This window comes from Lacrimispora sp., from assembly GCF_032078915.1.
Lineage (GTDB): Bacteria > Bacillota > Clostridia > Lachnospirales > Lachnospiraceae > Lacrimispora.
This window is the reverse complement of the sequence record NZ_DAMAUN010000056.1, coordinates 1-25,136: the sequence shown is the minus strand read 5'-3', so window position 1 is coordinate 25,136 and position 25,136 is coordinate 1. Positions and strand designations below refer to the sequence as shown.

Annotated in this window: 27 protein-coding genes; 23 read left to right on the top strand and 4 right to left on the bottom strand. The window is 45.6% G+C overall.

Annotation, left to right across the window (positions count from 1 at the left end; genetic code table 11):
* The first annotated feature begins 9 nt into the window (after positions 1 to 9).
* From RT269_RS19735 to RT269_RS19715, 5 genes are all read left to right on the top strand, one after another.
* Complete coding sequence (locus tag RT269_RS19735; RefSeq protein ID WP_313185163.1) at positions 10 to 561, top strand: DUF3793 family protein; 552 nt, start codon at positions 10 to 12, stop codon at positions 559 to 561.
* 37 nt (positions 562 to 598) lie between these two features.
* Complete coding sequence (locus tag RT269_RS19730; protein WP_313185161.1) at positions 599 to 1,024, top strand: flavodoxin; 426 nt, start codon at positions 599 to 601, stop codon at positions 1,022 to 1,024.
* A 226-nt stretch (positions 1,025 to 1,250) separates the two neighbouring features.
* Positions 1,251 to 2,684, top strand: a complete 1,434-nt coding sequence (gene clpX, locus RT269_RS19725) for an ATP-dependent Clp protease ATP-binding subunit ClpX (protein WP_313185159.1) — start codon at positions 1,251 to 1,253, stop codon at positions 2,682 to 2,684.
* Between the two features lie 75 nt (positions 2,685 to 2,759).
* Positions 2,760 to 3,227 (top strand): signal peptidase II, encoded by a 468-nt coding sequence (locus RT269_RS19720; RefSeq protein ID WP_313185157.1) that lies wholly within the window; start codon positions 2,760 to 2,762, stop codon positions 3,225 to 3,227.
* Between the two features lie 140 nt (positions 3,228 to 3,367).
* Complete coding sequence (locus RT269_RS19715) at positions 3,368 to 4,618, top strand: HlyC/CorC family transporter (protein ID WP_313185155.1); 1,251 nt, start codon at positions 3,368 to 3,370, stop codon at positions 4,616 to 4,618.
* A gap of 114 nt (positions 4,619 to 4,732) precedes the next feature.
* On the opposite strand, the gene RT269_RS19710 is transcribed toward RT269_RS19715, so the two are convergent.
* Positions 4,733 to 5,092: a TIGR04086 family membrane protein gene (locus RT269_RS19710; RefSeq protein WP_313185153.1), complete on the bottom strand. Its 360-nt coding sequence runs from the start codon at positions 5,090 to 5,092 to the stop codon at positions 4,733 to 4,735.
* 185 nt (positions 5,093 to 5,277) lie between these two features.
* On the opposite strand from RT269_RS19710, the gene scfA reads away from it, so the two are divergent.
* The 4 genes from scfA (at position 5,278) to yajC (ending at position 8,490) form a co-directional block, all read left to right on the top strand.
* Complete coding sequence (gene scfA / locus RT269_RS19705; protein WP_002601553.1) at positions 5,278 to 5,424, top strand: six-cysteine ranthipeptide SCIFF; 147 nt, start codon at positions 5,278 to 5,280, stop codon at positions 5,422 to 5,424.
* A 135-nt stretch (positions 5,425 to 5,559) separates the two neighbouring features.
* A complete protein-coding gene (gene scfB, locus RT269_RS19700) occupies positions 5,560 to 6,954 on the top strand; it encodes a thioether cross-link-forming SCIFF peptide maturase (RefSeq protein WP_313185151.1) in 1,395 nt (464 codons plus the stop codon).
* A gap of 51 nt (positions 6,955 to 7,005) precedes the next feature.
* Positions 7,006 to 8,145, top strand: coding sequence for a tRNA guanosine(34) transglycosylase Tgt (tgt, locus tag RT269_RS19695; RefSeq protein ID WP_313185149.1), 1,140 nt, complete (start codon positions 7,006 to 7,008; stop codon positions 8,143 to 8,145).
* A gap of 48 nt (positions 8,146 to 8,193) precedes the next feature.
* Positions 8,194 to 8,490: a preprotein translocase subunit YajC gene (gene yajC, locus RT269_RS19690; protein WP_085961456.1), complete on the top strand. Its 297-nt coding sequence runs from the start codon at positions 8,194 to 8,196 to the stop codon at positions 8,488 to 8,490.
* A gap of 145 nt (positions 8,491 to 8,635) precedes the next feature.
* Here yajC and ymfI read toward each other — a convergent pair whose 3' ends face one another.
* Positions 8,636 to 9,367 (bottom strand): elongation factor P 5-aminopentanone reductase, encoded by a 732-nt coding sequence (gene ymfI, locus RT269_RS19685; RefSeq protein ID WP_100307169.1) that lies wholly within the window; start codon positions 9,365 to 9,367, stop codon positions 8,636 to 8,638.
* A 190-nt stretch (positions 9,368 to 9,557) separates the two neighbouring features.
* Here ymfI and trxB point away from each other — a divergent pair, with 190 nt between their 5' ends.
* Complete coding sequence (trxB, locus tag RT269_RS19680) at positions 9,558 to 10,475, top strand: thioredoxin-disulfide reductase (protein ID WP_313185148.1); 918 nt, start codon at positions 9,558 to 9,560, stop codon at positions 10,473 to 10,475.
* 95 nt (positions 10,476 to 10,570) lie between these two features.
* Here trxB and hpf read toward each other — a convergent pair whose 3' ends face one another.
* Positions 10,571 to 11,098, bottom strand: a complete 528-nt coding sequence (gene hpf / locus RT269_RS19675; RefSeq protein ID WP_313185146.1) for a ribosome hibernation-promoting factor, HPF/YfiA family — start codon at positions 11,096 to 11,098, stop codon at positions 10,571 to 10,573.
* Positions 11,099 to 11,713: 615 nt separating this feature from the next.
* Between hpf and secA the strand changes: the two genes are divergently transcribed.
* The 6 genes from secA (at position 11,714) to RT269_RS19645 (ending at position 19,024) form a co-directional block, all read left to right on the top strand.
* Positions 11,714 to 14,284, top strand: a complete 2,571-nt coding sequence (gene secA, locus RT269_RS19670) for a preprotein translocase subunit SecA (protein ID WP_313185144.1) — start codon at positions 11,714 to 11,716, stop codon at positions 14,282 to 14,284.
* Between the two features lie 91 nt (positions 14,285 to 14,375).
* Positions 14,376 to 15,510 (top strand): peptide chain release factor 2 gene (gene prfB, locus RT269_RS19665; RefSeq protein ID WP_313185142.1). Its coding sequence is split into 2 segments (ribosomal slippage): positions 14,376 to 14,450 and positions 14,452 to 15,510, totalling 1,134 coding nucleotides; the frame shifts between segments, so codons are not numbered across the junction.
* Positions 15,511 to 15,650: 140 nt separating this feature from the next.
* Positions 15,651 to 16,094 carry an ACT domain-containing protein gene (locus RT269_RS19660; RefSeq protein WP_313185140.1) on the top strand — a complete coding sequence of 148 codons (444 nt, stop codon included), beginning with the start codon at positions 15,651 to 15,653 and terminating at the stop codon, positions 16,092 to 16,094.
* 74 nt (positions 16,095 to 16,168) lie between these two features.
* Entirely contained in the window at positions 16,169 to 17,392 is a 1,224-nt protein-coding gene (locus RT269_RS19655) for a homoserine dehydrogenase (protein ID WP_313185138.1), read from the top strand.
* A 64-nt stretch (positions 17,393 to 17,456) separates the two neighbouring features.
* The gene (locus tag RT269_RS19650) at positions 17,457 to 18,665 is read left to right on the top strand and encodes an aspartate kinase (protein ID WP_313185136.1); all 1,209 of its coding nucleotides are present in this window, start codon (positions 17,457 to 17,459) and stop codon (positions 18,663 to 18,665) included.
* 14 nt (positions 18,666 to 18,679) lie between these two features.
* Positions 18,680 to 19,024, top strand: coding sequence for a DUF2752 domain-containing protein (locus RT269_RS19645; RefSeq protein WP_313185135.1), 345 nt, complete (start codon positions 18,680 to 18,682; stop codon positions 19,022 to 19,024).
* Positions 19,025 to 19,027: 3 nt separating this feature from the next.
* Here RT269_RS19645 and RT269_RS19640 read toward each other — a convergent pair whose 3' ends face one another.
* Entirely contained in the window at positions 19,028 to 19,420 is a 393-nt protein-coding gene (locus RT269_RS19640) for a hypothetical protein (protein ID WP_025229970.1), read from the bottom strand.
* A gap of 194 nt (positions 19,421 to 19,614) precedes the next feature.
* Between RT269_RS19640 and RT269_RS19635 the strand changes: the two genes are divergently transcribed.
* From RT269_RS19635 to RT269_RS19605, 7 genes are all read left to right on the top strand, one after another.
* Positions 19,615 to 21,756 (top strand): Tex family protein, encoded by a 2,142-nt coding sequence (locus RT269_RS19635; protein ID WP_313185132.1) that lies wholly within the window; start codon positions 19,615 to 19,617, stop codon positions 21,754 to 21,756.
* Positions 21,757 to 21,842: 86 nt separating this feature from the next.
* Positions 21,843 to 22,349, top strand: a complete 507-nt coding sequence (locus RT269_RS19630; protein ID WP_313185130.1) for a YcxB family protein — start codon at positions 21,843 to 21,845, stop codon at positions 22,347 to 22,349.
* Between the two features lie 3 nt (positions 22,350 to 22,352).
* Entirely contained in the window at positions 22,353 to 22,778 is a 426-nt protein-coding gene (gene tsaE / locus RT269_RS19625) for a tRNA (adenosine(37)-N6)-threonylcarbamoyltransferase complex ATPase subunit type 1 TsaE (protein ID WP_313185128.1), read from the top strand.
* A complete protein-coding gene (gene tsaB, locus RT269_RS19620) occupies positions 22,779 to 23,480 on the top strand; it encodes a tRNA (adenosine(37)-N6)-threonylcarbamoyltransferase complex dimerization subunit type 1 TsaB (protein ID WP_313185127.1) in 702 nt (233 codons plus the stop codon).
* Positions 23,481 to 23,495: 15 nt separating this feature from the next.
* Positions 23,496 to 23,930, top strand: a complete 435-nt coding sequence (gene rimI / locus RT269_RS19615; RefSeq protein WP_313185125.1) for a ribosomal protein S18-alanine N-acetyltransferase — start codon at positions 23,496 to 23,498, stop codon at positions 23,928 to 23,930.
* 152 nt (positions 23,931 to 24,082) lie between these two features.
* Positions 24,083 to 24,325 carry a hypothetical protein gene (locus RT269_RS19610; RefSeq protein WP_313185124.1) on the top strand — a complete coding sequence of 81 codons (243 nt, stop codon included), beginning with the start codon at positions 24,083 to 24,085 and terminating at the stop codon, positions 24,323 to 24,325.
* Positions 24,326 to 24,412: 87 nt separating this feature from the next.
* Positions 24,413 to 25,136: ribonuclease Z (locus RT269_RS19605; RefSeq protein WP_313185122.1), on the top strand; the 724-nt coding region annotated here is incomplete at its 3' end.

Below are 25,136 nucleotides of genomic sequence, written 5' to 3'. Positions count from 1 at the left end.
GGGAACAACATGTCAGAAGAAATGCTGATCAGGCACTGTGCACCCACACTTGCCGGGATAAAAACGGGGAGTCTGTTTTCCTGCCCTTGCCGTTCCAAGGAAGAAATCCAAAATGAGGTGAGGCGGCTGAACCGTGTGCTTGCGCCAAAAGGAATCCGGGTTTTACCGATGCGCTATTACAAACAGAGGGCTTTGATCTATCTCTATCGTCCCAGCCACTTAAAACGGGATCTGTCGGATGGGTATGCTTCCGCCTTGCTGAAGCAATATGGATATTCCTTTGAAAACTCCCAGCGCTGTGTGGTCCAGCTTGTGAACAGGCTGCGCACCTGCTCTGGATTTCCTCATGAGATTGGTTTGTTTCTTGGCTATCCGCCGGAGGACGTTCAAGGTTTTATCGACAACAAGGCCTGTCACTGTAAATGCATCGGATGCTGGAAGGTTTATGGCGATGAGGAAAAAGCGATACAGACCTTTAACCTATATAAAAAATGTACGGAAACATATTTTGCACAGTGGTCTAAAGGCACAGCTGTTGAACGGCTCGCCGTAGCCGTTTGATATAGAAGGATTAATTGAGAAAGGTTGGTTATACATCATGAGTAAAATTGCAGTAGTTTATTGGAGTGGAACCGGAAACACCGAAGCAATGGCAGATGCCGTATTGGCGGGAGTAAAGGAAAAGGGTGCAGACGGGGTCATACTCATCCCTTCCGATTTTGAAGCTTCCATGATTGATTCTCTGGATGCCATTGCGTTTGGCTGTCCTGCCATGGGGGCGGAGGTTCTGGAGGAGAGTGAATTTGAACCTATGTTTTCTTCCTGCTTGTCTAAGCTTTCCGGGAAAAAGATTGCCCTGTTCGGTTCCTATGGCTGGGGCGACGGCGAATGGATGCGTTCCTGGGAAAAGTCCTGCGAAGACGCGGGAGTGGAGCTTGCCTGCGATAGTGTGATCTGCAATGAAGCGCCTGACGAAGAGGCTGTAACAGCTTGTAAGGCACTGGGTGCGGCTTTAGCAGAATAGGAAAACGATTACATAGGACGGACAGTCATTCAATTAATTGCGCTGAGTACTTATTTTTGAGTATTCAGCGCTATATTTTTGCATATAGATTTGTTGTTTTACAATCATATGAATTTCAACTCATTAAAAAAGTCTAAATTCCTGGCCCGCACTTGTAAGAGACTTTTAAATGCTTTATAATAATCTGGTATGCGGTGCATAATTACAGATAGAAGGAGATTACAATTTGGACGAGAAAGATTTTCCGGAAGAGAAAATGGAAGATACAGCTGCCCGCGGCTCTGACAGCGGCAAAAAGAAAAAAGACGAAGATGAGTATGAAAAAGTCTGCTATGTCTGCCGCAGGCCGGAGAATGTGACAGGGCCTATGGTTTCCATGCCCGGAGGCATGAATCTGTGCCATGATTGTATGCAGAAAGCATTTGATTCCGTAACACAGGGCGGATTTGATATAACAAAGATTCAGAATATGCCTTATATGAATTTGAATTTCAGTGATCTGGGAAGCTTAGACAAAAAGGATCTTGAGATACCTAATAAGCAGAGGGTGAAAAAGAGATCGGAAAAGGAGCCGGGGCAGGCGCTTAATTTAAAAAATATTCCGGCGCCTCATGTGATCCGGCGGAAGTTAGATGAATATGTCATCGGTCAGGAACAGGCCAAAAAGGTGATTTCCGTAGCAGTTTATAATCATTACAAAAGGGTTTATCTGGCGGATTCCAAAAAGGTGGATGAGGAAGGGAATGTCCAGATAGAAAAATCCAACATTTTAATGATCGGTCCCACCGGAAGCGGAAAAACCTACCTGGTTAAGACCCTGGCAAAGCTTCTTGACGTTCCCCTGGCCATTGCCGATGCCACTTCTCTTACAGAGGCCGGATACATAGGCGATGACATAGAGAGCGTGGTTTCCAAGTTGCTTGCGGCGGCTGATAATGATGTGGAAAAGGCGGAACGGGGCATTATTTTTATTGATGAGATTGATAAGATTGCAAAAAAGAAGAACACCAGCAGCAGGGATGTAAGCGGAGAGTCCGTCCAGCAGGAGCTTTTAAAGCTGTTAGAGGGGAGTAGTGTGGAGGTCCCGGTGGGCTCAAACCAGAAAAATGCTCTTACTCCAATGACAGCGGTGAGCACCGAGAACATCCTGTTCATCTGTGGAGGAGCGTTCCCGGATTTAGAGGATATTATCAAAGAGCGGCTGAAGGAAAAGTCATCCATTGGTTTTTCTGCAGAATTAAAAGACCGGTACGAGAAGGATCCCAATATCCTTTCTCACGTGACCAATGAGGATTTACGCAAATTCGGTATGATTCCTGAATTTTTAGGCCGCCTGCCCATTTCAGTGACCCTGGAATCTTTGGATAAGGATCTTCTGGTCCGCGTTTTAAAAGAACCGAAGAATGCCATTTTAAAACAGTATAAAAAGCTTTTGGAGCTTGATGAGGTGAATCTGGTATTTGAGGACGAGGCACTTGAATGGATCGCGGAAGAAGCTCTTAAGAAAAAGACAGGAGCAAGAGCCCTAAGAGCCATCATAGAAAATTTCATGCTTGATATCATGTATGAGGTTCCTAAGGATCCCAATATTGGGTCAGTGGTCATAACGAGAGCTTACTTAGATAAGAACGGCGGTCCTCTTATTCAAATGAGATGTTAATAAAACGGGAATTGCTGGGCAAGGGATAAAAAATACAAAAGAGTGGAGATAATAAGGACGGAAGGAGTGTGGGTCATGGTATTTATCGGTATCATTGCATTGCTGGCTGCCCTGGATCTTTTAATAAAAAGCGCCATTGAGGATCAGGAAGAAGCCGGCTTTCCCAAGGAAATGGAGGGAAGCGGCGGAAAAATTATGTTGCATAAGAATCATAATGCCGGTTTTTCCTTCGGCTATTTTAAGGATCATCAGTCTATGGTGATGATGATTCCCCTGGCAGTGGCATCTTTTATCGGAGGAATGCTGGCAAGCCTTCTTCAAAGAAAAGGAAACATTTTAGAAAAACTGGCTTTATCCATTGCACTGGGAGGTGCGGTCAGCAATCTGTACGACAGGCTGGTTCGTCATTATGTAGTGGACTATTTCAGCATTCAGTATGGAAAGCTTAAAAAAGTAGTGTTCAATCTGGGTGACCTGTTCATTTTTCTGGGAGCCGGAATTATCCTTATAGTAGAAATCATTAAGGCTTTTAAAGAACGATGAAATGCAACACCCTGCAGGAATCCCTTCATGCCCAGAAAGCGTGGGCAGTAAATACGTAAAAAAGCGGCTGTCTTCTTGACACAGCCGCTTTTCTATTGTAGAATCAATGATAAAATATTATAAAACAGGAGTTGGTCTTTTTGGATTCAAGTGACTATATACAGTTGCTTATGTTATTTATTTTAGTTGCATTATCAGCATTTTTCTCATCGGCTGAGACTGCGCTTACTACGGTGAATAAAATCAGAGTACGGAATTTAGCCGAGGCAGGAGATAAGAAAGCCATTACTCTGACTAAGATTTTAGAGAACCAGGGTAAGATGCTCAGTGCGATTCTTGTTGGTAACAATGTGGTAAACTTAACTGCCTCTTCCATGTCAACCACACTGGTTATGAACATTTGGGGCAATAAGGCAATAGGCATTGGGACCGGTATCCTTACGCTTGTCATTCTGGTATTTGGTGAGATCTCGCCAAAAACCATTTCTACCTTATATTCCGAATCGATATCTTTAAAATATGCAAAAGTAATCTATGCTTTTATGATTGTCATGACACCGGTCATTTATGTGATTCGTATCCTTTCATCAGGATTTTTGCGCTTTATCCATGTAAACCAGAACCGGAAGCAGGAGCCTATCACAGAAGATGAGCTTAGGACCATCGTAGATGTGAGCCATGAGGAAGGCGTGATAGAATCAGAAGAAAGAAAGATTATTAATAACGTGTTTGATTTTGGTGATTCCGTGGCACGGGATATTATGATTCCCCGTATTGATATGACTCTGGTAGAGGTAAATGCCGCCTATGATGAATTGATCGATATTTTCCGGCAGGAGATGTACACCAGGATTCCGGTATACGAGGAAACCAGCGACAATGTGATCGGAATCATCAATATGAAGGATCTGCTTCTTGTCGACAGGACAGATGATTTCAATATCAGGAGTTTTTTAAGAGAGCCGCTCTATACATACGAGTATAAAAAAACTGCGGAACTTATGTTGGAGATGCGCCAAACCTGCAATAACGTTGTCATCGTTTTGGATGAATACGGAGCAACGGCAGGGATGATAACCCTGGAAGACTTACTGGAAGAAATCGTCGGAGAGATCCGTGATGAGTATGACGAGGATGAAGAAAATGAACTGGTTGAGGTGGAGCCCTTTGAATACCTGGTAGAAGGCTCCATGAAACTTGATGATTTAAATGACAGGCTGGACCTTGGACTGAAGTCTGATGATTACGATTCCATCGGCGGCCTGATCATCGGACAGCTTGACCGGCTCCCGGAACAGGGGGAAGAGGTTGTCTGTAGCGGAATCCGCCTTGTTGTAGATGAATTGGACAAAAACAGAATTGATAAGGTACGGATGTATTTGCCTCATTAAGTAAGCTTTTTGCTGGCCGGCGATTTCGCAGGCTTTACCGGAAGGCTGGGAAAGAAGGGAGAGGGAAGCTTGCTGCTTCTGCTCTCCCTTTCGCATTTCCCGGGAACTCTTTCGTCAACTAAGCATCCCCCCCGCGGTGCCGCTGACTGCGCAGATGGCCATGGTTGTGAGGAGCTGGTTCATAGAGCCATTTAATCCTTTGTTTAAGAAAAAGGATACGGCCAAGAGCACCAGGAAATATAGAAGTCCCAACAAAAGGCCCCAGAAGAATCTTCGATGCCGTACGCTCTTTCCCATTAAAACTCCGCCAAAGAGACAGGCGATAATATAAATCGCATTGACTCCCAGGCGTATCTGTCCTTCCTTCAGCCGGAATCTATAGAGTGCTAAGGCCAGGACCACCAGCAAGATTCCGGTCAGTATGTAGGTGATTAGAAGGTTTCTTAGTGTGACCTGAAGCTTTGATTTTTCCATTTGAATACTCCTTATATCTTGTCTTCTGGTTCAGTATATTCTTGGGGTATGGATGATATTCATGGATGTCCTAACAATAAAATTGATCCTTCCTTATCTGGCGCCCTAGGGCAATTCATCTTGCACTCGTCTAAAACATGTGGTATAATCTCAAAGAATTAGACAAATACAGGAGGTGTAAGTTTATGAAGCATGTAAAGACCTTAAATTCCAGTACATTAAAAGAGTCTATGAAGAAAGGCGGCTGCGGCGAATGCCAGACTTCCTGCCAGTCAGCCTGCAAGACATCCTGTACAGTAGGAAACCAGAGCTGCGAGAACAGCAACCGTTAATTATTTTAACTGTATAGAATAGCCATAAGGCAGATAAGCAGATGCCCCTACGGTCGTAATGACAGTAGGGGTTCCTTCGCTTGTCTGCCCAAAACCAATCATCGGTTAAATCTTTTTAAGTTAAGGAGAATACAAGTGATTCATCAATATATCAACAATGGCTTCCATATTATTATGGATGTCAACAGCGGCTCCGTTCACTCTGTGGATCCGGTCATGTATGAGGCCGTAGAGATCGCCGCAGGCATGGTGCCGGAGATGGAAGAGGCCCAGGTCCTGGACAAAGAGGTAGGAGAAGAAGTACGAATCCGTCTTTCTGAAAAATATGGAGAGACAGAAGTAGAAGAAGCGCTGGAGGAAATCCAGTATCTGATCCATAAGGGAGAGCTGTTTACAAAGGATTTATACCACGATTATGTGGTGGATTTTAAAAAGCGGCAGACTGTAGTAAAGGCTCTTTGCTTACATATTGCTCATGATTGCAACCTGGCCTGCAAATATTGTTTTGCAGAAGAAGGAGAGTACCATGGCAGACGGGCGCTGATGTCCTTTGAAGTGGGAAAAAAGGCTCTGGACTTTCTTATCGCCAATTCCGGGAACCGAAGAAACTTAGAAGTTGACTTTTTTGGCGGAGAACCGCTCATGAATTGGGACGTAGTAAAGCAGCTTGTTGAATACGGACGGAAAAAAGAGAAAGAATATAATAAGAACTTCCGTTTTACCATGACTACCAACGGGGTGCTGTTAAACGATGAGATCATGGAATTCTGCAATCGGGAGATGAGCAATGTGGTCTTAAGCCTTGACGGACGTAAAGAGGTCAATGACAATATGCGCCCATTCCGTAATGGAAAAGGCAGCTACGAGCTGATCGTTCCTAAATTCCAGAAATTTGCACAGCTGCGGGGAACCAAGGATTATTATATCAGAGGAACCTTTACCCGTCATAATATGGATTTTGCAAAGGATGTTCTGGAATTTGCTGATCTCGGCTTTACCAGTATGTCTATTGAGCCTGTGGTGGCACAGCCGGAAGAGGAATATGCAATCAGGGAGGAAGACCTTCCTCAAATCTTAAGAGAGTATGACGATCTTGCTGTGGAATACATTAAAAGGCAGAAGGAAGGAAAAGGGTTCAACTTCTTCCATTTTAATATTGACTTAAACCAGGGCCCCTGTGTAGCTAAGCGCCTGTCCGGCTGCGGATCAGGAACCGAGTATCTGGCGGTGACTCCATGGGGAGACTTTTATCCATGCCACCAGTTTGTCGGTGAGGAAAAATTCCTTCTTGGCAATGTGGACACAGGCGTGACTAATTTAGAGATCCGCGATGAGTTCAAGCTTTGCAATGTTTATGCAAAGGACAAATGCCGGGACTGCTTTGCAAGGTTTTACTGCAGCGGAGGCTGTGCGGCTAACTCCCACAACTTCCATGGAAAGTTGACGGATGCGTATGAGATCGGCTGCGAAATGCAAAAGAAGCGGATCGAATCCGCCATCATGATTAAGGCGGCTTTGGCGGAAGATTGAGAACACAATACTCTTATGCCCAGTGAACTTGGGCAGGAATAGGGAAATCAGATGAATTATAAGATCGTTGCAAAGGATGGACGTGCAAAGCGTGCAGAAGTAACCACCGTTCACGGCACCATAAAGACTCCGGTATTCATGAACGTGGGTACGGTGGGAGCCATTAAAGGGGCTGTTTCCACCGATGATCTCCGTGAGATCAAAACCCAGGTGGAGCTGTCAAACACCTATCATCTTCATGTACGCACTGGCGATAAATTAATCAAAGAGTTTGGCGGCCTTCATAAGTTTATGAGCTGGGACCGTCCAATTCTCACGGATTCCGGCGGCTTTCAGGTATTCTCCCTGACTGGCTTAAGGAAAATAAAGGAGGAGGGCGTATACTTTCAATCCCATATAGACGGACGTAAGATTTTCATGGGTCCGGAAGAAAGTATGCAGATCCAGTCCAATCTGGCGTCTACCATAGCCATGGCCTTTGATGAATGCCCGCCTCATCCGGCTACCAGGGAATACATGCAAAACAGCGTAGACCGTACCACAAGATGGCTGGAAAGGTGCCAGGCTGAGATGGCAAAGCTTAATTCCCAGCCAGATACCTTAAATAAGGACCAGCTGTTATTCGGCATCAACCAGGGCGGAACCTTTGAAGATATCCGCATTGCCCATGCAAAAACCATATCTGCCATGAACTTGGACGGCTATGCCCTGGGCGGACTGGCGGTGGGAGAAAGCCATGAAGAGATGTACCGGATCTTAGACGAAACGGTTCCTTATCTGCCGGAGAACAAGCCCACCTATTTAATGGGCGTGGGAACTCCCGCTAACATTTTAGAGGCCGTAGACAGGGGCGTGGATTTTTTTGACTGTGTATATCCGTCAAGAAACGGACGCCATGGACATGTATACACCAATCACGGAAAAATGAATTTATTTAATACCAAATATGAGCTGGACCACAGGCCGATCGAAGAGGGCTGCGGGTGTCCGGCCTGCCGTTCCTACAGCAGAGCCTATATCAGGCATCTCTTTAAGGCAAAAGAAATGCTTGGCATGAGATTATGTGTATTGCATAATTTGTATTTTTATAATACAATGATGGAAGAGATCCGCGACGCAATCGAGAACCACCGTTATGGGGAATACAAGGAGCAGAAGCTTTCGGGTATGATGGCAGGTCAGACTACCTAAAAAGAGAGACAAGCAGGCGGCGGATCGTTATATAAGGAGGAAATGGTTATGTTATCAGCAACAGGCGGTACCATGGGCGTGGGCTTTTGGGTCATTTATATCGCAGTGATCTTTGGCTTCATGTATTTTATTGCAATCAGACCACAGAAGAAAGAGAAAAAGAAACAGCAGGAGATGTTTGCAAACATTGCAATCGGAGACAGCGTTTTGACCTCAAGTGGATTTTATGGTGTCATCATTGATATGACGGATGATACGGTTATCGTAGAGTTCGGCAATAATAAGAACTGCAGAATTCCTATGCAGAAGACTGCTATCGTTCAGGTAGAAAAAGCACAGGCTTAATCAATCAGGGCACCCGGAAAGAGGTTTACTTTTTCCGGGTGCTTTTTTCATAGGAAATAGCCGGGATTCTGCGCAGAAGCAGCTTTCCATGGTGGCAGTATACACCATGGGGTTTCCAACATATGATTTAGTAAGGGGTGTTATTTTAAAGCCAGCCTCCGTCAAGGCCGATGACCTGTCCGGTCAGATAAGAATTTTTATAGCCCAGGTGGTATACCAGATCGGCTACCTCCTCTGCTTTTCCCAGCCGCCCTGCCGGGATTCCATCGATGAGATCGATTAATTCATCTTCCTCCAGGAATTGATTCATTTCCGTATCAATGGCGCCGCAGGCAACGGCGTTGACCTGGATATTACTTGGAGCCAGCTCCTTAGCCAGAGCCTTTGTAAACGCATTGATTCCGCCTTTTGTGGCGGAATAAGCGACTTCACAGGAGGCGCCTGATATTCCCCATACGGAAGAGATATTAATGATCTTTCCTTGCTTTTTTTCAACCATTCCGGGAATGGCCAGCTTACAGCAGTTAAATACTGATGTTAAGTTGGTGCGGACAATCCGGTCCCAGGCATCTGTGCTCATATCCTGTAAAAGCCCGATGTAGGAGATGCCTGCGTTGTTAACGAGGACATCCAGTGTGCCAAACTGCTTGCGCACCTGTTCAAAGAGAGCCTGGCACTGGTCCATGTCTCCCATGTCCCCCATGCAGGAAAGACAAGTTACCTGATAAGCTTCCAGCTCCTTTTTAACCTGCGCAAGACGGTCCTCGCTGTGGAGGCAGTTGATGACCACGTTGTATCCTTTTTTTGCAAATTTAAAAGCAATCGCTTTTCCGATTCCCCGGGAAGCTCCGGTGATGAGTACTGTTTTTCTGGCCATAACATCATCCTTTCTGTCGATGTAAGATAGTTTCATTTTATCAAATTGTCAGGAAGAATGCAACGTGGTCGGAAAAAGGGCTTTTTGTGATTTTGTTACGGACCAGGCATTGCATACTTAAGGGCTGGTGAGATATAATGAAGATAGAAAACCTAATATCAGATAGAATAGAGAAAGCAGGTAGATAAATATGAATGAGATTTATGATGTGGTGATCATCGGGTCCGGGCCCGCAGGGCTTTCGGCCGCGGTTTATGGTAAAAGGGCTGAGCTTAAGATGGTAGTGATTGAAAAAGAGATGGCAAGCGGCGGCCAGGTCCTTAATACTTATGAAGTGGATAATTACCCGGGGCTGCCTGGAATTAACGGCTTTGATCTTGGAATGAAGTTCCGGGAGCACGCAGAAAAGCTGGGAGCAGAGTTTTCCACAGACGAGGTCCTTCGGATCGAAGCGTCTGACGGGAAATTTACCGTAGTAGGAGAAGAGAGGACTTATGCGACAAAGACAGTCATCATCTCTACCGGAGCCCAGCACCGGAAATTAAGCGTGATCGGAGAAGAGGAGTTAACAGGCATGGGAGTTTCCTACTGTGCGACCTGTGACGGTGCATTTTTCCGCAATAAGGTGGCAGCAGTGGTTGGCGGCGGTGACGTTGCCATTGAGGATGCCATTTTCCTGGCCAGAATGTGTAAAAAGGTATACTTAATTCATAGGAGAAATAAGTTGAGGGGAGCAAAGACTTTGCAGACCCAGCTGTTTAACCAAAAAAATGTGGAAATCATCTGGGATACCGTGGTAGAAGAGATCGAAGGCGGAGATCAGGTGGAATCCCTGACCATAAAGAATGCCAAAACCGAGGAATCGAAAAAGCTTGCGGTAGACGGTGTGTTTATAGCAGTAGGAATCAACCCGCAAAGCGAGGCGTTTAACAACTTAGTGGAGATGGATCATGGCTATATAAAAGCCGGTGAAGACTGTGAAACCAATATTCCCGGTATCTTTGCAGCCGGCGATGTGCGCACCAAACAGCTTCGCCAGGTCTCCACAGCTGTTTCAGACGGCGCAAATGCAATTACCAGTGTTGAACGGTATCTGACACGGATCTAAGCATAAGAAAAGCAGCCGGACAATTGTCCTGGCTGCTTTTTGCAGGTTGTCAAGGGGATATTATCAATCCCCTTCGCTGCTTGCTCTTGATTCGGTTAAAATTCCGGTTCAATCAGGCCGTAGGAGCCGCCTTTTCTTTTATAAACCACATTGACTTCCTCGGTATCCGAATTTAAGAATACGTAGAAGCTATGACCAAGAAGTTCCATCTGAACACAGGCTTCTTCCGGATCCATGGGCTTTATGGCAAATTTCTTTGACTTAACGATTTCCACATGATCATCTGGCTGGGTTTCATCTTCCAGAAAAGCTTTTGAAAAGGATGGGGTATTCAGCTTTTTGTCAATTAATTTGTTTTTATATTTTTTCAGCTGGCGTTCCAGGATCTCTTCCACAAGATCAATGGAAACGTACATGTCTGTACTGGATTCTTCTGCTCTGATTATATGTCCTTTCACTGGAATGGTTACTTCGATTTTCTGTATTTCTTTCTGCACGCTGAGTCTTACTGTTGCTTCTGTCGCAGGAGCGAAGAAACGGTCCAGCTTTCCAAGCTTGTCCTCGACTGCCTTGCGTAATCCCGGTGTTACCTCGATATTTCTCCCTGTAATTGTAAAACGCATAAGTCATCAGCTCCTTTTTCTTGAGATGGTTATAGTATAGCATATTTTTGAGAATAGTTCAATTGCATTGTAAAATTATTAGATAATTATTGGTAATTTTTTGTAAAATGTCTCTACTTATTAGTTTGACTAATTATTGAAAAACTATAGATGGTCTTAAAAAAAAGTCAAGGGAAAAAGAGAAATTTTCGTCGAAAAAGGAAACTTTATGACATATATACAAAAATCCGAAAGCCTGACAATCGGATGGGAAATATGGGAATCTGTGGAGAATAAATGTGGATAATGTGGATAACTTGGTGTATAACTAATTTTTCCCCTAATTATGGGATTTCATAGTGGGGATAAAACTGGGGGAAAAATACACAATGGAATGTGGATAATGTGGAAAAGCGGAGAATCGAACAGGTTTTTTGTGCAATGTGTCAGGTTAACCATAAAATTTTCCAGATTTGCCGTTGTTTGCTGTGGAAAAAGGAAGGACCTGGTAATAATAGGCCCTGTTTATTACCAGAATGTTAATTTTTTATGAATTCATTGAATTAAGAAGGAGTTAGTGCTACAATATACGAGATTGTATCGTGTATATCGTTAAGAAGAGTAGGAGAATGAAATATGAACTTCGTTCAAAAAATATTTGGAACTCATAGTGAAAGAGAATTAAAATTAATAGAACCCATTGTGGATAAGATAGAAGCTCTGCGTCCGACCATGGTTGCACTTACGGATGAGGAGCTGAGAAACAACACAAGGCTCTTTAAGGAAAGACTTTCATCAGGCGAGGCTCTGGATGATATTTTACCGGAAGCTTTTGCAACGGTGAGAGAGGCAGCACGAAGAGTTCTTAATATGGAGCATTTCCGTGTACAGCTAATCGGCGGACTCGTTCTTCATCAGGGACGTATTTCTGAGATGAAGACCGGTGAAGGTAAGACCCTGGTATCTACCTGCCCCGCTTATTTAAACGCACTGGCAGGCAATGGAGTGCAGATTGTAACGGTCAATGATTACCTGGCAAAACGAGATGCGGAGTGGATGGGAAGAGTACATGAATTCCTGGGTCTGACTGTTGGGGTCGTGCTTAACTCCATGAATTCTGACGAAAGACGTGAAGCATACAACTGCGACATTACCTATGTAACCAACAACGAGCTTGGTTTTGATTATCTGAGAGATAACATGGCCATCTATAAGGAACAGATGGTTTTAAGAAATTTAGATTTTTGTATCATTGATGAGGTAGACTCTGTATTAATTGATGAGGCAAGAACACCTCTTATTATTTCCGGACAGAGCGGCAAGTCCACAAAGCTGTATGAGGTCTGTGATATTCTGGCCCGTCAGCTGGAACGAGGCGAGGCTTCCGCAGAATTCTCCAAGATGGCTGCCATCATGGGAGAGGAGATCACGGAAACCGGCGACTTCGTTGTGGATGAAAAGGACAAGGTTGTCAACTTAACCGAACAGGGTGTGGAAAAGGTAGAGCAGTTCTTCCACATCGAGAACTTATCTGATCCCCAGAACTTAGAGATCCAGCATAACATCATTCTGGCCCTTCGCGCCAATTATCTCATGTTCCGGGATAAGGATTATGTAGTAAAGGATGACGAGGTCCTGATTGTTGATGAGTTTACCGGACGTATTATGCCCGGCAGACGTTATTCTGACGGACTCCATCAGGCGATTGAAGCCAAGGAGCACGTAAATGTGCGCAGAGAGAGCAAGACTCTTGCCACCATCACCTTCCAGAACTTCTTTAATAAGTACAATAAAAAAGCAGGTATGACCGGTACCGCCCTTACAGAAGAGAAAGAATTCCGTAATACCTACGGCATGGATGCCATTTCCATCCCAACCAACCGCCCGATCGCACGTATTGATCAGGAGGATGCCGTTTATAAAACAAAAAAAGAGAAATTTGAAGCGGTATGCAATGAAGTGGAGATTGCTTACGAGAAGGGACAGCCTGTCCTGGTAGGTACCATTACCATTGAAACTTCTGAAATGTTAAGCAACATGTTACGGCGCCGTGGCATTCCTCATAAGGTGCTGAATGCAAAATATCATGAGCTGGAAGCTGAGATCGTAGCGGATGCAGGTGTGCATAAGGCTGTGACCATTGCCACCAACATGGCAGGCCGTGGTACGGATATCAAGCTTGATGATGAGTCAAAGGCAGCAGGCGGTTTAAAGATCATCGGTACGGAGCGTCACGAATCCCGCCGAATCGATAACCAGCTGCGCGGCCGTTCCGGACGTCAGGGTGATCCGGGAGAATCCAGATTTTATATTTCCCTTGAAGATGACTTGATGCGTTTGTTTGGTTCCGAACGTCTGGTAGGCATGTTCAATGCTCTTGGCGTGCCGGAAGGAGAGCAGATCGAGCACAAGATGCTTTCGAATGCCATTGAAAAGGCCCAGATGAAGATTGAGACAAATAACTACGGCATCCGTGAGAACCTTTTAAAATATGACGAGGTCATGAACGAACAGCGTGAAGTGATCTATGGAGAGAGAAGAAAGGTTCTGGATGGAGACAATATGCGTGATTTCGTCTTAAAGATGGTGACGGATATTGTGGAAAATGCGGTGGATCTTTGTGTCAGCGATGATCAGGCACCGGAAGATTGGGATTTGAACGAGCTTAACACCCTTCTTCTCCCCATCATCCCTCTTCAGCCGGTTACTCTTCCTGAAGATAAGAAGATTAAGAAGAATGAACTAAAGCATATGCTGAAGGAAGAAGCTATTAAGCTTTATGAATCCAAAGAAGCAGAATTCCCGGAGGGAGAACAGATTCGTGAAATCGAGCGTGTGATTCTCTTAAAGGTGATTGATAATAAATGGATGTCCCATATTGATGATATGGATCAGCTGCGCCAGGGCATCGGCCTGCAGGCTTACGGACAGAGAGATCCGCTGGTGGAATACAAGATGAGCGGATATCAGATGTTTGATGAGATGGCTGCTGCCATCCGTGAGGATACCGTAAGAATCTTATTCCATATCCGCGTAGAGCAGAAGGTGGAGAGAGAGCCGGCTGCTAAGGTGACAGGAACCAATAAGGATGAAAGCTCCCCGAAAGCACCGGTAAAGAAGGTGGAAGCTAAGGTTTATCCCAATGATCCATGTCCATGCGGTTCCGGTAAGAAATACAAGCAGTGCTGCGGACGTAAATTAGTATAGTATTTTTATAAAATTGGAGTTCGCACCCTTTTTAAGGCCGGACTCCAATTTTGTTTAGATAAATAATTAAATTCAGAAAGTGGGTGACACAGTGGTAGAGTTAGACCAGTACAAATACGAATTATCAACGTTTGAAAAACCATTAGTGGAAGTGAGGGATTCACTTTGACTTAGATAATAAGTTAAAGAGAATCGATGAGCTGGACAAGTCCATGGAGGAGCCGGGCTTTTGGGAGAATCCTGAAAAGTCGGCAAAGATTGTACAGTTTGCAAAGAATTTAAAAGATACCGTTCAGACCTATAAGGACTTAGAGCAGCAGTATGAAGACATTGGAGTAATGATCGAAATGGGAAATGAGGAGAATGATCCCTCCCTGGTTCCGGAAGTGGAAGAGATGTTAAACCAGTTTAAAGAAAAACTGGAGAACATGCGCATCAACACCCTGCTGTCCGGAGAGTACGACAGCGACAATGCCATTTTAAAGCTTAACGCAGGCGCGGGAGGAACCGAATCCTGTGACTGGTGCGGCATGCTGTACCGCATGTTCTGCCGGTGGGCGGAGAAAAAAGGCTTTTCCTTAGAAGTCCTGGATTACCTTGACGGAGAAGAAGCGGGTATTAAATCCGTTACGGTTCAGATCAATGGGCCCAATGCCTTTGGGTACTTGAAATCGGAAAAGGGAGTTCACCGCCTGGTGCGCATCTCGCCGTTTAATGCTGCCGGCAAACGCCAGACCTCCTTTGTATCCTGTGATGTCATGCCGGATATTGAAGAGGATTTGGATGTGGAGATCAACGATGAGGACCTTCGCATCGATACCTACCGCTCCAGCGGTGCGGGAGGACAGCATATCAACAAAACTTCCTCTGCCATCCGCATCACTCACCTCCCTACGGGAATTGTGGTCCAGTGCCAGAATGAGCGCTCCCAGTTCCAGAATAAGGACAAGGCCATGCAGATGTTAAAGGCAAAGCTTTATATGCTGAAGCAGCAGGAAAATGCGGAGAAATTATCCGGAATCCGGGGCGATGTGACAGAGATTGGCTGGGGAAACCAGATCCGTTCCTATGTCCTTCAGCCTTATACCATGGTCAAGGATCACAGGACCAATGCAGAAACCGGCAATGTAGGAAGCGTTCTGGACGGCTCTTTGGATCAGTTCATGTACGCCTATTTACGCTGGCTGAGCACTGGGGCAAAGTCCGGGGAAAGCAGCGCTGAATAGAGGATTTTTCCTGTATTTTTTTAAAAACCGAAGAAAATAAATAGAAAAATAGTTGCATACCCTGCCTAAATATGATAATATCTTCCCTATGAGCACAGATGTATTTCCGATGCGGACACAGAAGGGAAGATATTTTTATTATGGAAGAAAAAAGTAAATATTTTGTGGTAAAGCAAAAGGCTGTACCTGAAGTATTGCTGAAGGTAGTTGAAGCAAAAAAGCTGTTGGAATCGGAGCGTGTTATTACCGTTCAGGAGGCAACAGACCGGGTAGGAATCAGCCGCAGCTCTTTTTATAAGTATAAGGATGATATCTTTCCTTTTTATGATAATACAAAAGGGAAAACCATAACACTTGTGATGCAGATGGATGATGAACCAGGTTTACTGTCCGATCTGCTGCATGTGGTTGCTGTGTACCGCGCCAATATCCTAACCATACACCAGAGCATTCCGGTCAATGGAGTGGCCACACTGACATTAAGCGTGGAAGTCCTTGAGACTACCGGCAATGTTTCAAAAATGGTGGAGGAAATAGAAGAAAAAGATGGAGTCCACTACGTTAAAATTTTAGCCAGGGAGTAAAAGCAGGCGATGAGCCCAATGACAAATTGAACTTCCTTGAAAAATAATACGAAAGCGAGTTGGCGGAGGATAATATGAGACATATTGCAGTTATGGGCTATGGCACCATTGGATCAGGTGTGGTAGAGGTTTTGGAAAGAAACAAAGATATAATTGCCAAAAGGGTAGGCGATGAAGTTGATGTAAAGTATGTCCTGGATTTAAGGGAATTTCCAGGTGATCCTGCAGAAGATAAGATCGTACATGACTTTTCCGTCATTGAAAAGGATCCGTCAGTGTCCATGGTGGTTGAGACCATGGGAGGACTAAATCCTGCTTATCCCTTTGTGAAGGCGTGTTTAAAGGCGGGCAAGCATGTGGCCACCTCCAATAAGGCTCTGGTTGCGGCATACGGCACGGAGCTTTTGGAAATTGCAAAAGAGCACGATGTAAATTTTTTCTTCGAGGCAAGTGTAGGCGGCGGTATTCCTGTTATACGCCCTCTGTACACTTCCCTTGCAGGTGAGGTGGTTGAAGAGATCACCGGCATTTTAAATGGAACCACCAACTATATATTGACAAAAATGGACAAAGCAGGCGAAACCTTTGAAACGGCCTTACGAGAGGCTCAGGACCTTGGCTACGCGGAGCGGAATCCGGAAGCCGATGTGGATGGACACGATACCTGTCGAAAGATTGCCATCCTGACGGCAATGGCAACGGGACACGAGGTCAATTACGAGCATATTTATACAGAAGGGATAACAAAAATAACGGATGTGGATTTCCGCTATGCCGATGCTATGGGAACCTCTGTAAAGCTGTTTGGCTCCAGCAGGATCCAGGACGGAACTGTCCATGCATTTGTAGCCCCGGTCATGATTGGAAAAGATCATCCGTTATATTCCGTAAATGATGTTTATAACGGCATTCTGGTAAAAGGAAACATGTTGGGCACGTCCATGTTTTATGGATGCGGGGCCGGTAAGCTTCCAACAGCAAGCGCTGTGGTAGCGGATATTATTGAAGCCCTGAATCATCAAGGCCACCATGTGGAAATGGGCTGGGATAGGGAAAACCTTACCATTTCTTCCATGAGCAGCAGCTCCTTCCGCTATTTTGTGAGGATCAAAGGAATTGCTGATAAGCGTGTGAAAGAAGTGGAGGCAGTATTCGGCAGGGTGGAAGTGGTGGAACTGGACCATATGGACGAATTTGCCGTCCTTACGGAAACTATGACCGAAGAAGAATACGAAGAAAAAGCGAAAAAGCTGCCGGAAATCAGGCAGCGCATCCGCGCAGAATTAGTAACGGTGTAACAGGTTATGAGCATACAGCAAAGCGGATCAGAATATCTGCTTGACTTTTCGCCAGGAGGCATCAATGTTAGTAGTGAAAAAATTTGGCGGTAGCTCCGTCGCAGACAAAGAAAGAATTTTTAATGTGGCAAAACGCTGCATTGAGGAATATGAAAAAGGCAATCAGGTGGTAGTGGTACTGTCCGCTATGGGAAAAACAACGGATGGTCTCATTGCAAAAGCCCTTGAGATAAATCCCAACCCTCCTAAGAGAGAACTGGATATGCTGTTAGCCACCGGGGAGCAGGTCAGTGTGGCCCTTATGGCTATGGCAATGAATTCTTTGGGAGTTCCGGCCGTTTCTTTAAATGCGGCTCAGGTGGCCATGCACACCACCTCTGCCTACGGAACGGCCAAATTAAAGCGGATCGATAGGTCACGGATACAGCATGAACTGGAGGCCAGGAAAATCGTGATCGTCACAGGTTTTCAGGGGGTTAATAAGTACGAAGACTTAACAACACTTGGCCGGGGAGGCTCCGATACAACGGCCGTAGCCCTTGCAGCCGCCCTTCATGCGGACGCATGTGAGATCTATACGGATGTGGATGGAGTATACACAGCAGATCCCCACATCGTTCCAAACGCTAGAAAGCTCCCTGAGGTTTCTTATGATGAAATGCTGGAATTCGCTTCCCTTGGAGCAAAAGTGCTCCATAACCGGTCTGTGGAGATGGCAAAGCGTTATGGAGTTCAGTTGGTTGTTCTGTCAAGTCTGACCAGGGCAGAAGGTACAGTCGTCAAGGAGGAAACAAAATTGGAAAGAATGCTGGTTAGCGGTGTGGCCGCGGATAAGAATGTAGCCCGTATTTCAGTAATCGGGGTCAAAAATACGCCGGGAATTGCTTTTAAAATCTTTAATCTCCTGGCAAGGCATAATATCAATGTGGATATTATCATTCAGTCCATCGGACGGGAAGAAAGAAAGGACATTTCCTTTACGGTGGCAAAGACTGATTTAAAGGATACCATGGATCTTTTAATGGAAAATAAGGAATCCATCACCGCCCAGGATGTGACGAGCGAGGAAGACGTCGCTAAGATTTCCATTATCGGCGCAGGGATGACAGGCAATCCCGGAGTGGCTGCAAAGATGTTTGAAGCTCTTTCCAGTGCCAATGTGAATATCAAGATGATCGCCACCTCTGAGATACGGATAACGGTTTTAATCGATGAAGCGGATGTAAACCGTGCTATGAGGACCGTCCACGATGCCTTTGATCTGGCGGATTAAACTAAGGTGAAAAAATGAACTGGTTAAAAAGAATATTTGGCCTCGGGCTTCCCTGTCTGTTCCATTCCCTGACCGGACTTTACTGTCCTGGCTGTGGGGGAACCCGGGCCGTCCGGTCATTGCTGCGAGGGGACCTGCGAATGAGTTTTCAGTATCATCCGCTGGTCCTTTATGCTGTCCTCGTTCTGTTTTTGGAAATGATCTTATGGGCCGCCAAAGGGCGGAAAACTCCCTTCGAACATAAAAAAAGAGCCAGGATACTGATCCTGGCAGGAGCGGCTATTGTTGCAGCCAATTGGATTTTCAAAAATTATATGCTGGTCATAAAGGGTATAGATCTGCTGCCTGTTATAAGATAGGCTCTATTCTCCGGAAGGAGAGGATGTAAGGGCCTGAGAGGCAGTCTCAAAAACCTGTCTGAAATAATGGCCCAAAGGCGTGTTGGTATCCATAGTATCATATACAAAAATAATAAACAATGCCATCATAAGGCCGCAGACCGTGGAAATAATAGACAGGATCAGGCCAAGCTGGGCCTGTTGAGTAAACGGTTTTCCCTGTTTGGAGAGCACAGCGCATGCGATGCCGATCAGGCCGAGAAACAGGCCTGCAGGCAGACTCCAGATACTGAATAGGGGAAGACAGTCGCTGGCAAGTCCAATACCGCCAAGAAGAACGGACCAGAAGGCCAGAAGAGAACCTGTCGGACGGATCTGGGGCAGCATCCCGTTGTTGCTGTTATGGTTTTCTTCCATTCGTAATTTACCTCGTTTGCATATTGTGAAAAAAATGGTTATTAACCACACTATTGTATGATTGTAGCACGAAAAGGTCTGCATGTCCAGACGGGTCTTGCATAAGGAAGGCTGATGAATTATAATAGTAAATTGAATAAAGGCTGAACGAAAATACATTAGGATACAAATTATGAAAAAATAAGGGGATCACCATGGATATAATAAAGGCATTACAAGAAGAACTTTCCATTAGCCGCGGGCAGGTGGAGGCGACAGTAAAGCTCATTGACGAAGGAAACACCATTCCGTTTATTGCTAGATACCGGAAGGAGGTCACCGGTTCCTTAAATGATGAGGTACTGCGTAACTTAGATGAAAGGCTTCGCTATCTGCGGAATTTAGAAGAGCGGAAGGAACAGGTCCTTTCTTCCATCAGGGAGCAGGAGAAGCTGACGCCGGAGCTGGAAAAAAAGATAATAGAAGCCCAGACGCTGGTAGCTGTGGAGGATTTATACCGTCCCTATAAGCCAAAGAGAAGGACAAGAGCGACCATTGCAAAGGAGAAGGGGTTAGAACCTCTTGCGGATCTAATCATGCTTCAGATGATAAAGACTCCCTTAACAGAGGTTGGACTCCAGTACGTGTCTGAAGAAATGGGCGTTTCTTCCCCGGAGGAAGCCATAAACGGGGCAAAGGACATCCTGGCAGAGCGGATTTCCGACAACGCGGAATACCGTACCTATATCCGGAACGCCACCATAAACCAGGGAAGCCTTCAGTCATCAGCAAAGGATGAAGAGGCAGAATCTGTTTATGAAATGTATTACAATTATGAGGAAACCATTAAAAAATCCGCAGGCCACAGGATTCTGGCTTTAAACCGCGGGGAAAAAGAGAAGATCCTTACGGTAAAAATACTTGCACCTGTAGAACAGATTATACGGTTTCTGGAAAAGCAGGTGATTGCAAAGGACAACCCATACACCACGACTGTCCTGAAAGAGGTGATCGCAGACAGCTATGACCGCCTCATAGCCCCTGCCATAGAGCGTGAGGTAAGAAGCTCATTGACAGAGCAGGCAGAGGCTGGAGCGATCCGGGTGTTCGGCAAAAACTTAGAGCAGCTTTTAATGCAGCCTCCCATTGCAGGGCGTGTGGTCCTGGGCTGGGACCCGGCATTTCGAACCGGCTGCAAGCTGGCTGTTGTGGATGAGACAGGAAAAGTCCTTGATACCATAGTCATTTATCCCACAGCGCCCCAGAACAAGGTGGATGAAGCAAAAGCCGTCTTAAAGAAGCTGATCAAAAAATACCATATATCCCTGATTTCCGTTGGAAACGGAACCGCATCCAGGGAATCGGAAGCGGTTATCGTGGAATTGTTAAAGGAGATCCCTGAGCAGGTCCAGTATATTATTGTAAATGAGGCAGGGGCCTCTGTTTATTCTGCCAGCAAGCTTGCCACGGAAGAGTTTCCTGAATTTGACGTAGGTCAGAGGAGTGCCGCTTCCATTGCCAGAAGACTGCAGGATCCTCTGGCAGAACTTGTAAAGATCGACCCCAAATCCATTGGGGTAGGCCAGTACCAGCATGATATGAACCAGAAGCATTTAAGCGAGGCCCTTCAGGGCGTAGTAGAGGATTGCGTAAACAAAGTGGGAGTGGATTTAAATACGGCTTCTGCTTCCCTGCTGGAATATATATCCGGCATTTCAAAACCCATTGCAAAGAATATCGTAACTTACCGCGAAGAAAATGGGGCATTTGCCGGCAGAAACCAGCTCTTAAAGGTTCCCAAGCTTGGGCCAAAGGCATACGAGCAGTGTGCAGGCTTTATGAGGATCCAGGGAGGGAAGAATCCCTTAGACGGGACCAGTGTTCACCCTGAAACCTATGATGCGGCAAAAAAGCTTTTGATAAAGCTTGGCTATGACTTAACAGAGCTTGCTCATGGAGGATTAAATGGAATCGGTAAAAAGATTCTGGATTATAAGGCGCTGGCAGCCCAGCTGGAAATCGGAGAGATCACCCTGCGCGATATTGTAAAAGAGCTGGAAAAACCGGCAAGGGATCCCAGAGAACAGATGCCTGCCCCCATTCTCCGTACCGATGTGATGGATATGAAGGATTTGCAGCCAGGCATGGTATTAAAGGGAACCGTAAGAAATGTCATTGATTTCGGTGCTTTTGTAGATATTGGTGTCCACCAGGATGGTCTTGTCCACATTTCCCAGATGTCCGATAAATTCATCAAGCATCCCCTGGAAGCGGTGAGCGTGGGAGATATTGTTGAAGTTAAGGTCATAAGCGTGGATGTTCAGAAGAAGAGAATCGCCCTGACCATGAAATTATAAGATAAGCTTGATCCGCCTGGCGGCTGATCTGACGAATGAAAGTTATACCAGGATATGATATGCCAAGCGTACAGAAAGGAGGAAACATGGAGGAGAAAGATCCGATTAAAATAGAAGTGAAATTAACCGCAAAGGATTTGTGGAAGTTTTCGATGTACCATTCTTATCATGGGCTGCAGGGGCTTTTTAATATTATTTTCAGCGCTGCCGCTGTATTTCTCTTGATCACCACATGGAGTTCTAATTCTACCTCATACCGGGTGCTGTTAATCGTTTGTGCCCTGATGTTTACAGTCTGGCAGCCAGGCATTCTATATTTGAAGGCTCTTAAGCAGGCCAAGACTCCTGCGATTCAGAATGTTATGACTCTCACCTTCGGCGAGAATGGAATTCTGGTTTCCCAGGGAGAGGAAAGCCTGGAAATTGCCTGGGAAAACATGGTCAAAGTGGACCGTATAAGGGATATGATGATTCTCTATATGGACCGGGTTCATGCCTATCTGCTGCCTGATTCCGTAACTGGAGAAAAAAAGGCGGCTATCCGTGGGCTCATCAAAGAAAAACTGCCTCCTGAAAGGCGGAAGAGGATATAAATTATGGTAATAGAAAGCTGGAAGCCAGAGGAAACCTATGAATTTGGGAAAAAACTGGGAGAGGAAGCAAAGCCTTCTGACGTATACTGCTTAAATGGTGATTTGGGAGTGGGAAAGACCGTATTTACCCAGGGGTTTGCAGCGGGCCTTGGGATCAGGGAGCCTGTTAACAGTCCTACCTTTACCATTGTTAACCAGTATGAGGATGGGCGGCTGCCTTTTTACCATTTCGATGTATACCGGATCGGTGATGTCAGTGAGATGGATGAGATCGGTTATGAAGACTGCTTTTACGGGGAGGGAGTAAGCCTTATTGAATGGTCGAATTTGATTAAAGAGCTTCTCCCTGACCATGTAATAACCATAACCATTGAAAAGGATTTGGAAAAAGGGTTTGATTACAGGAAAATAACCGTGGAGGGAATGTAAATGAGGATACTTGGAATTGAAAGCTCGTCTTTGGTGGCTTCCGTTGCCGTGATGGAGGACGAGGTACTGATTGCGGAATATACGGTAAATTTTAAGAGGACCCATTCCCAGACCCTTCTTCCCATGCTGGATGAAATTGTAAAGATGGTGGAACTGGATTTGGAAACCATTGATGTCATTGCAGTTTCCGGTGGACCGGGTTCCTTTACCGGGCTGCGGATCGGCTCCGCTACAGGCAAGGGCCTTGGCCTGGCTTTGAATAAACCCCTGGTTTCCGTTCCCACCGTGGATGCCATGGCATATAACTTATACGGCAGCGCCTATCGTGTCTGCCCCATCATGGATGCCAGAAGAAATCAGGTATATACCGGCATTTACGATAATCAGAACGGTTATTCCGTGATTAAGGAACAATGCGCCATGGACATTTTGGAATTGGTGGATGAATTAAATGCAGCCGGGCAAAAGGTGATTTTTTTAGGAGACGGAGTTCCTGTATACAAAAAGCAGATACAAGAAAAGATAACGGTTCCCTTCCTGTTTGCACCAGCCCATTTGAACCGGCAGCGGGCAGCAGCGGTTGCGGCTTTGGGCGGCCTTTATTATGAAGAGGGAAAAACCCTTACGGCGGCGGAGCATTCCCCTGATTATCTAAGAAAGCCCCAAGCGGAGCGGGAACGGGAGGCATATTTATCTAAATGATAGGGGGAGAAGCCAATGGTTCATGAAATGAGACGGGAGGATGTATCCGGAGTCGCTGAAATAGAACGGTTCTGCTTTTCGGATCCATGGTCCTTGGATTCAGTCAAAGAAGGCTTAGAAAGCAGCCTTGATACCTGGCTGGTGCTGGAAGAAGAGGGCAGCATTTTAGGGTACTGTGTCTTCCGGGTCATTGCCGGGGAAGGAGAGCTGCTTCGGATTGCCGTTTTGCCAGCGTACAGGGGGAGGGGCCTATCAAAGAAACTTATGGACCGACTGGTGGAATCTTCCATTAAAAATGGAGTAAAATCCCTGTCTTTAGAGGTCCGGGAAAGCAATAAAAAGGCCAGAAACCTTTATAGATACTATGGTTTTCAAGAGGAAACCATCCGGAAAAATTATTACCTTAATCCCTGTGAAAATGCCATCATCATGTGGAACCGCCGGATATGAAACATTTACCACTAAAAATAAGGGGAATCACCGTTTATAATGTAGGGGTATCCAGTGAGGATGCCCTTTTTCCTGTTTTCGGTAGACGCAAAACGGAAACAGGGCCTTACTGGTAAGTGCGAAAAAGGAATTAATGGAAAGGTGAGAGGAAGATGAGAAAGTACAAAAACGGTGGTCAACTTGAAACAGTTGTGTGCAACTGCTGTGGCAAAAAAATTATCGTGTCAGAAGGTGTTGCCAGGGAGGGGGTAATAAATGTCAATCATTCCTGGGACTTTTTCTCCGAGAAGGATGGCGAGATCCATCATTTTGATCTGTGTGAGGACTGCTACGATACCATAATTCAGGAATTCAAGATTCCTGTGGAGGTAGAAGATCAGCTGGAATATTTATAGTTGCTAATTGCCTCTGCTTTGTGATATGATTTTATGAGGCGGTTTTTTACCGCTGTTCATTGATAGAAACCAAAGCGAGGAAATTTTATGTTGGATATATGTTTGCTGGGAACCGGAGGAATGATGCCTCTGCCATACCGGTGGCTGACAGCCATGATGGCCAGATGCGGTGGCAGTGATCTTCTCATTGACTGCGGGGAAGGAACCCAGATTGCGTTAAAAGAAAAGGGCTGGAGCCCGAAACCCATTGATATCATTTGCTTTACCCATTTTCACGCCGACCATATCAGTGGTCTTCCGGGGCTTCTCCTGACCATGGGCAATGCGGAAAGGACAGAACCCCTGACTCTTATTGGGCCAAAGGGCTTAGAGCGTGTAGTGGGAGCGCTGAGGATCATTGCGCCGGAGCTGCCCTTTGAACTGAAATTCATTGAGCTTGACCAGATGAGAGAGCAGGTAAAGATCGGGCCTTATGTAATCGATGCTTACCGGGTAAACCACAATGTTGTTTGCTATGGCTATTCCATTTCCATTCCAAGGACAGGCCGGTTCGATGTGGACCGGGCCAATGCCGCCGGAATACCCCAGAAGTTCTGGAGCCGCCTGCAAAAAGGGGAAACCATTGAAGACGGCGGAAGAACTCTGACTCCTGATATGGTCTTAGGTCCGGCAAGACGGGGGCTTAAGGTTACCTATTGTACGGATACAAGGCCGGTTCCTGTAATTGCGGAATACGCAAGGGAGGCGGATCTTTTTATCTGCGAAGGTATGTACGGAGAGGAAGGGAAGGCAGCAAAAGCCAGAGAGTATA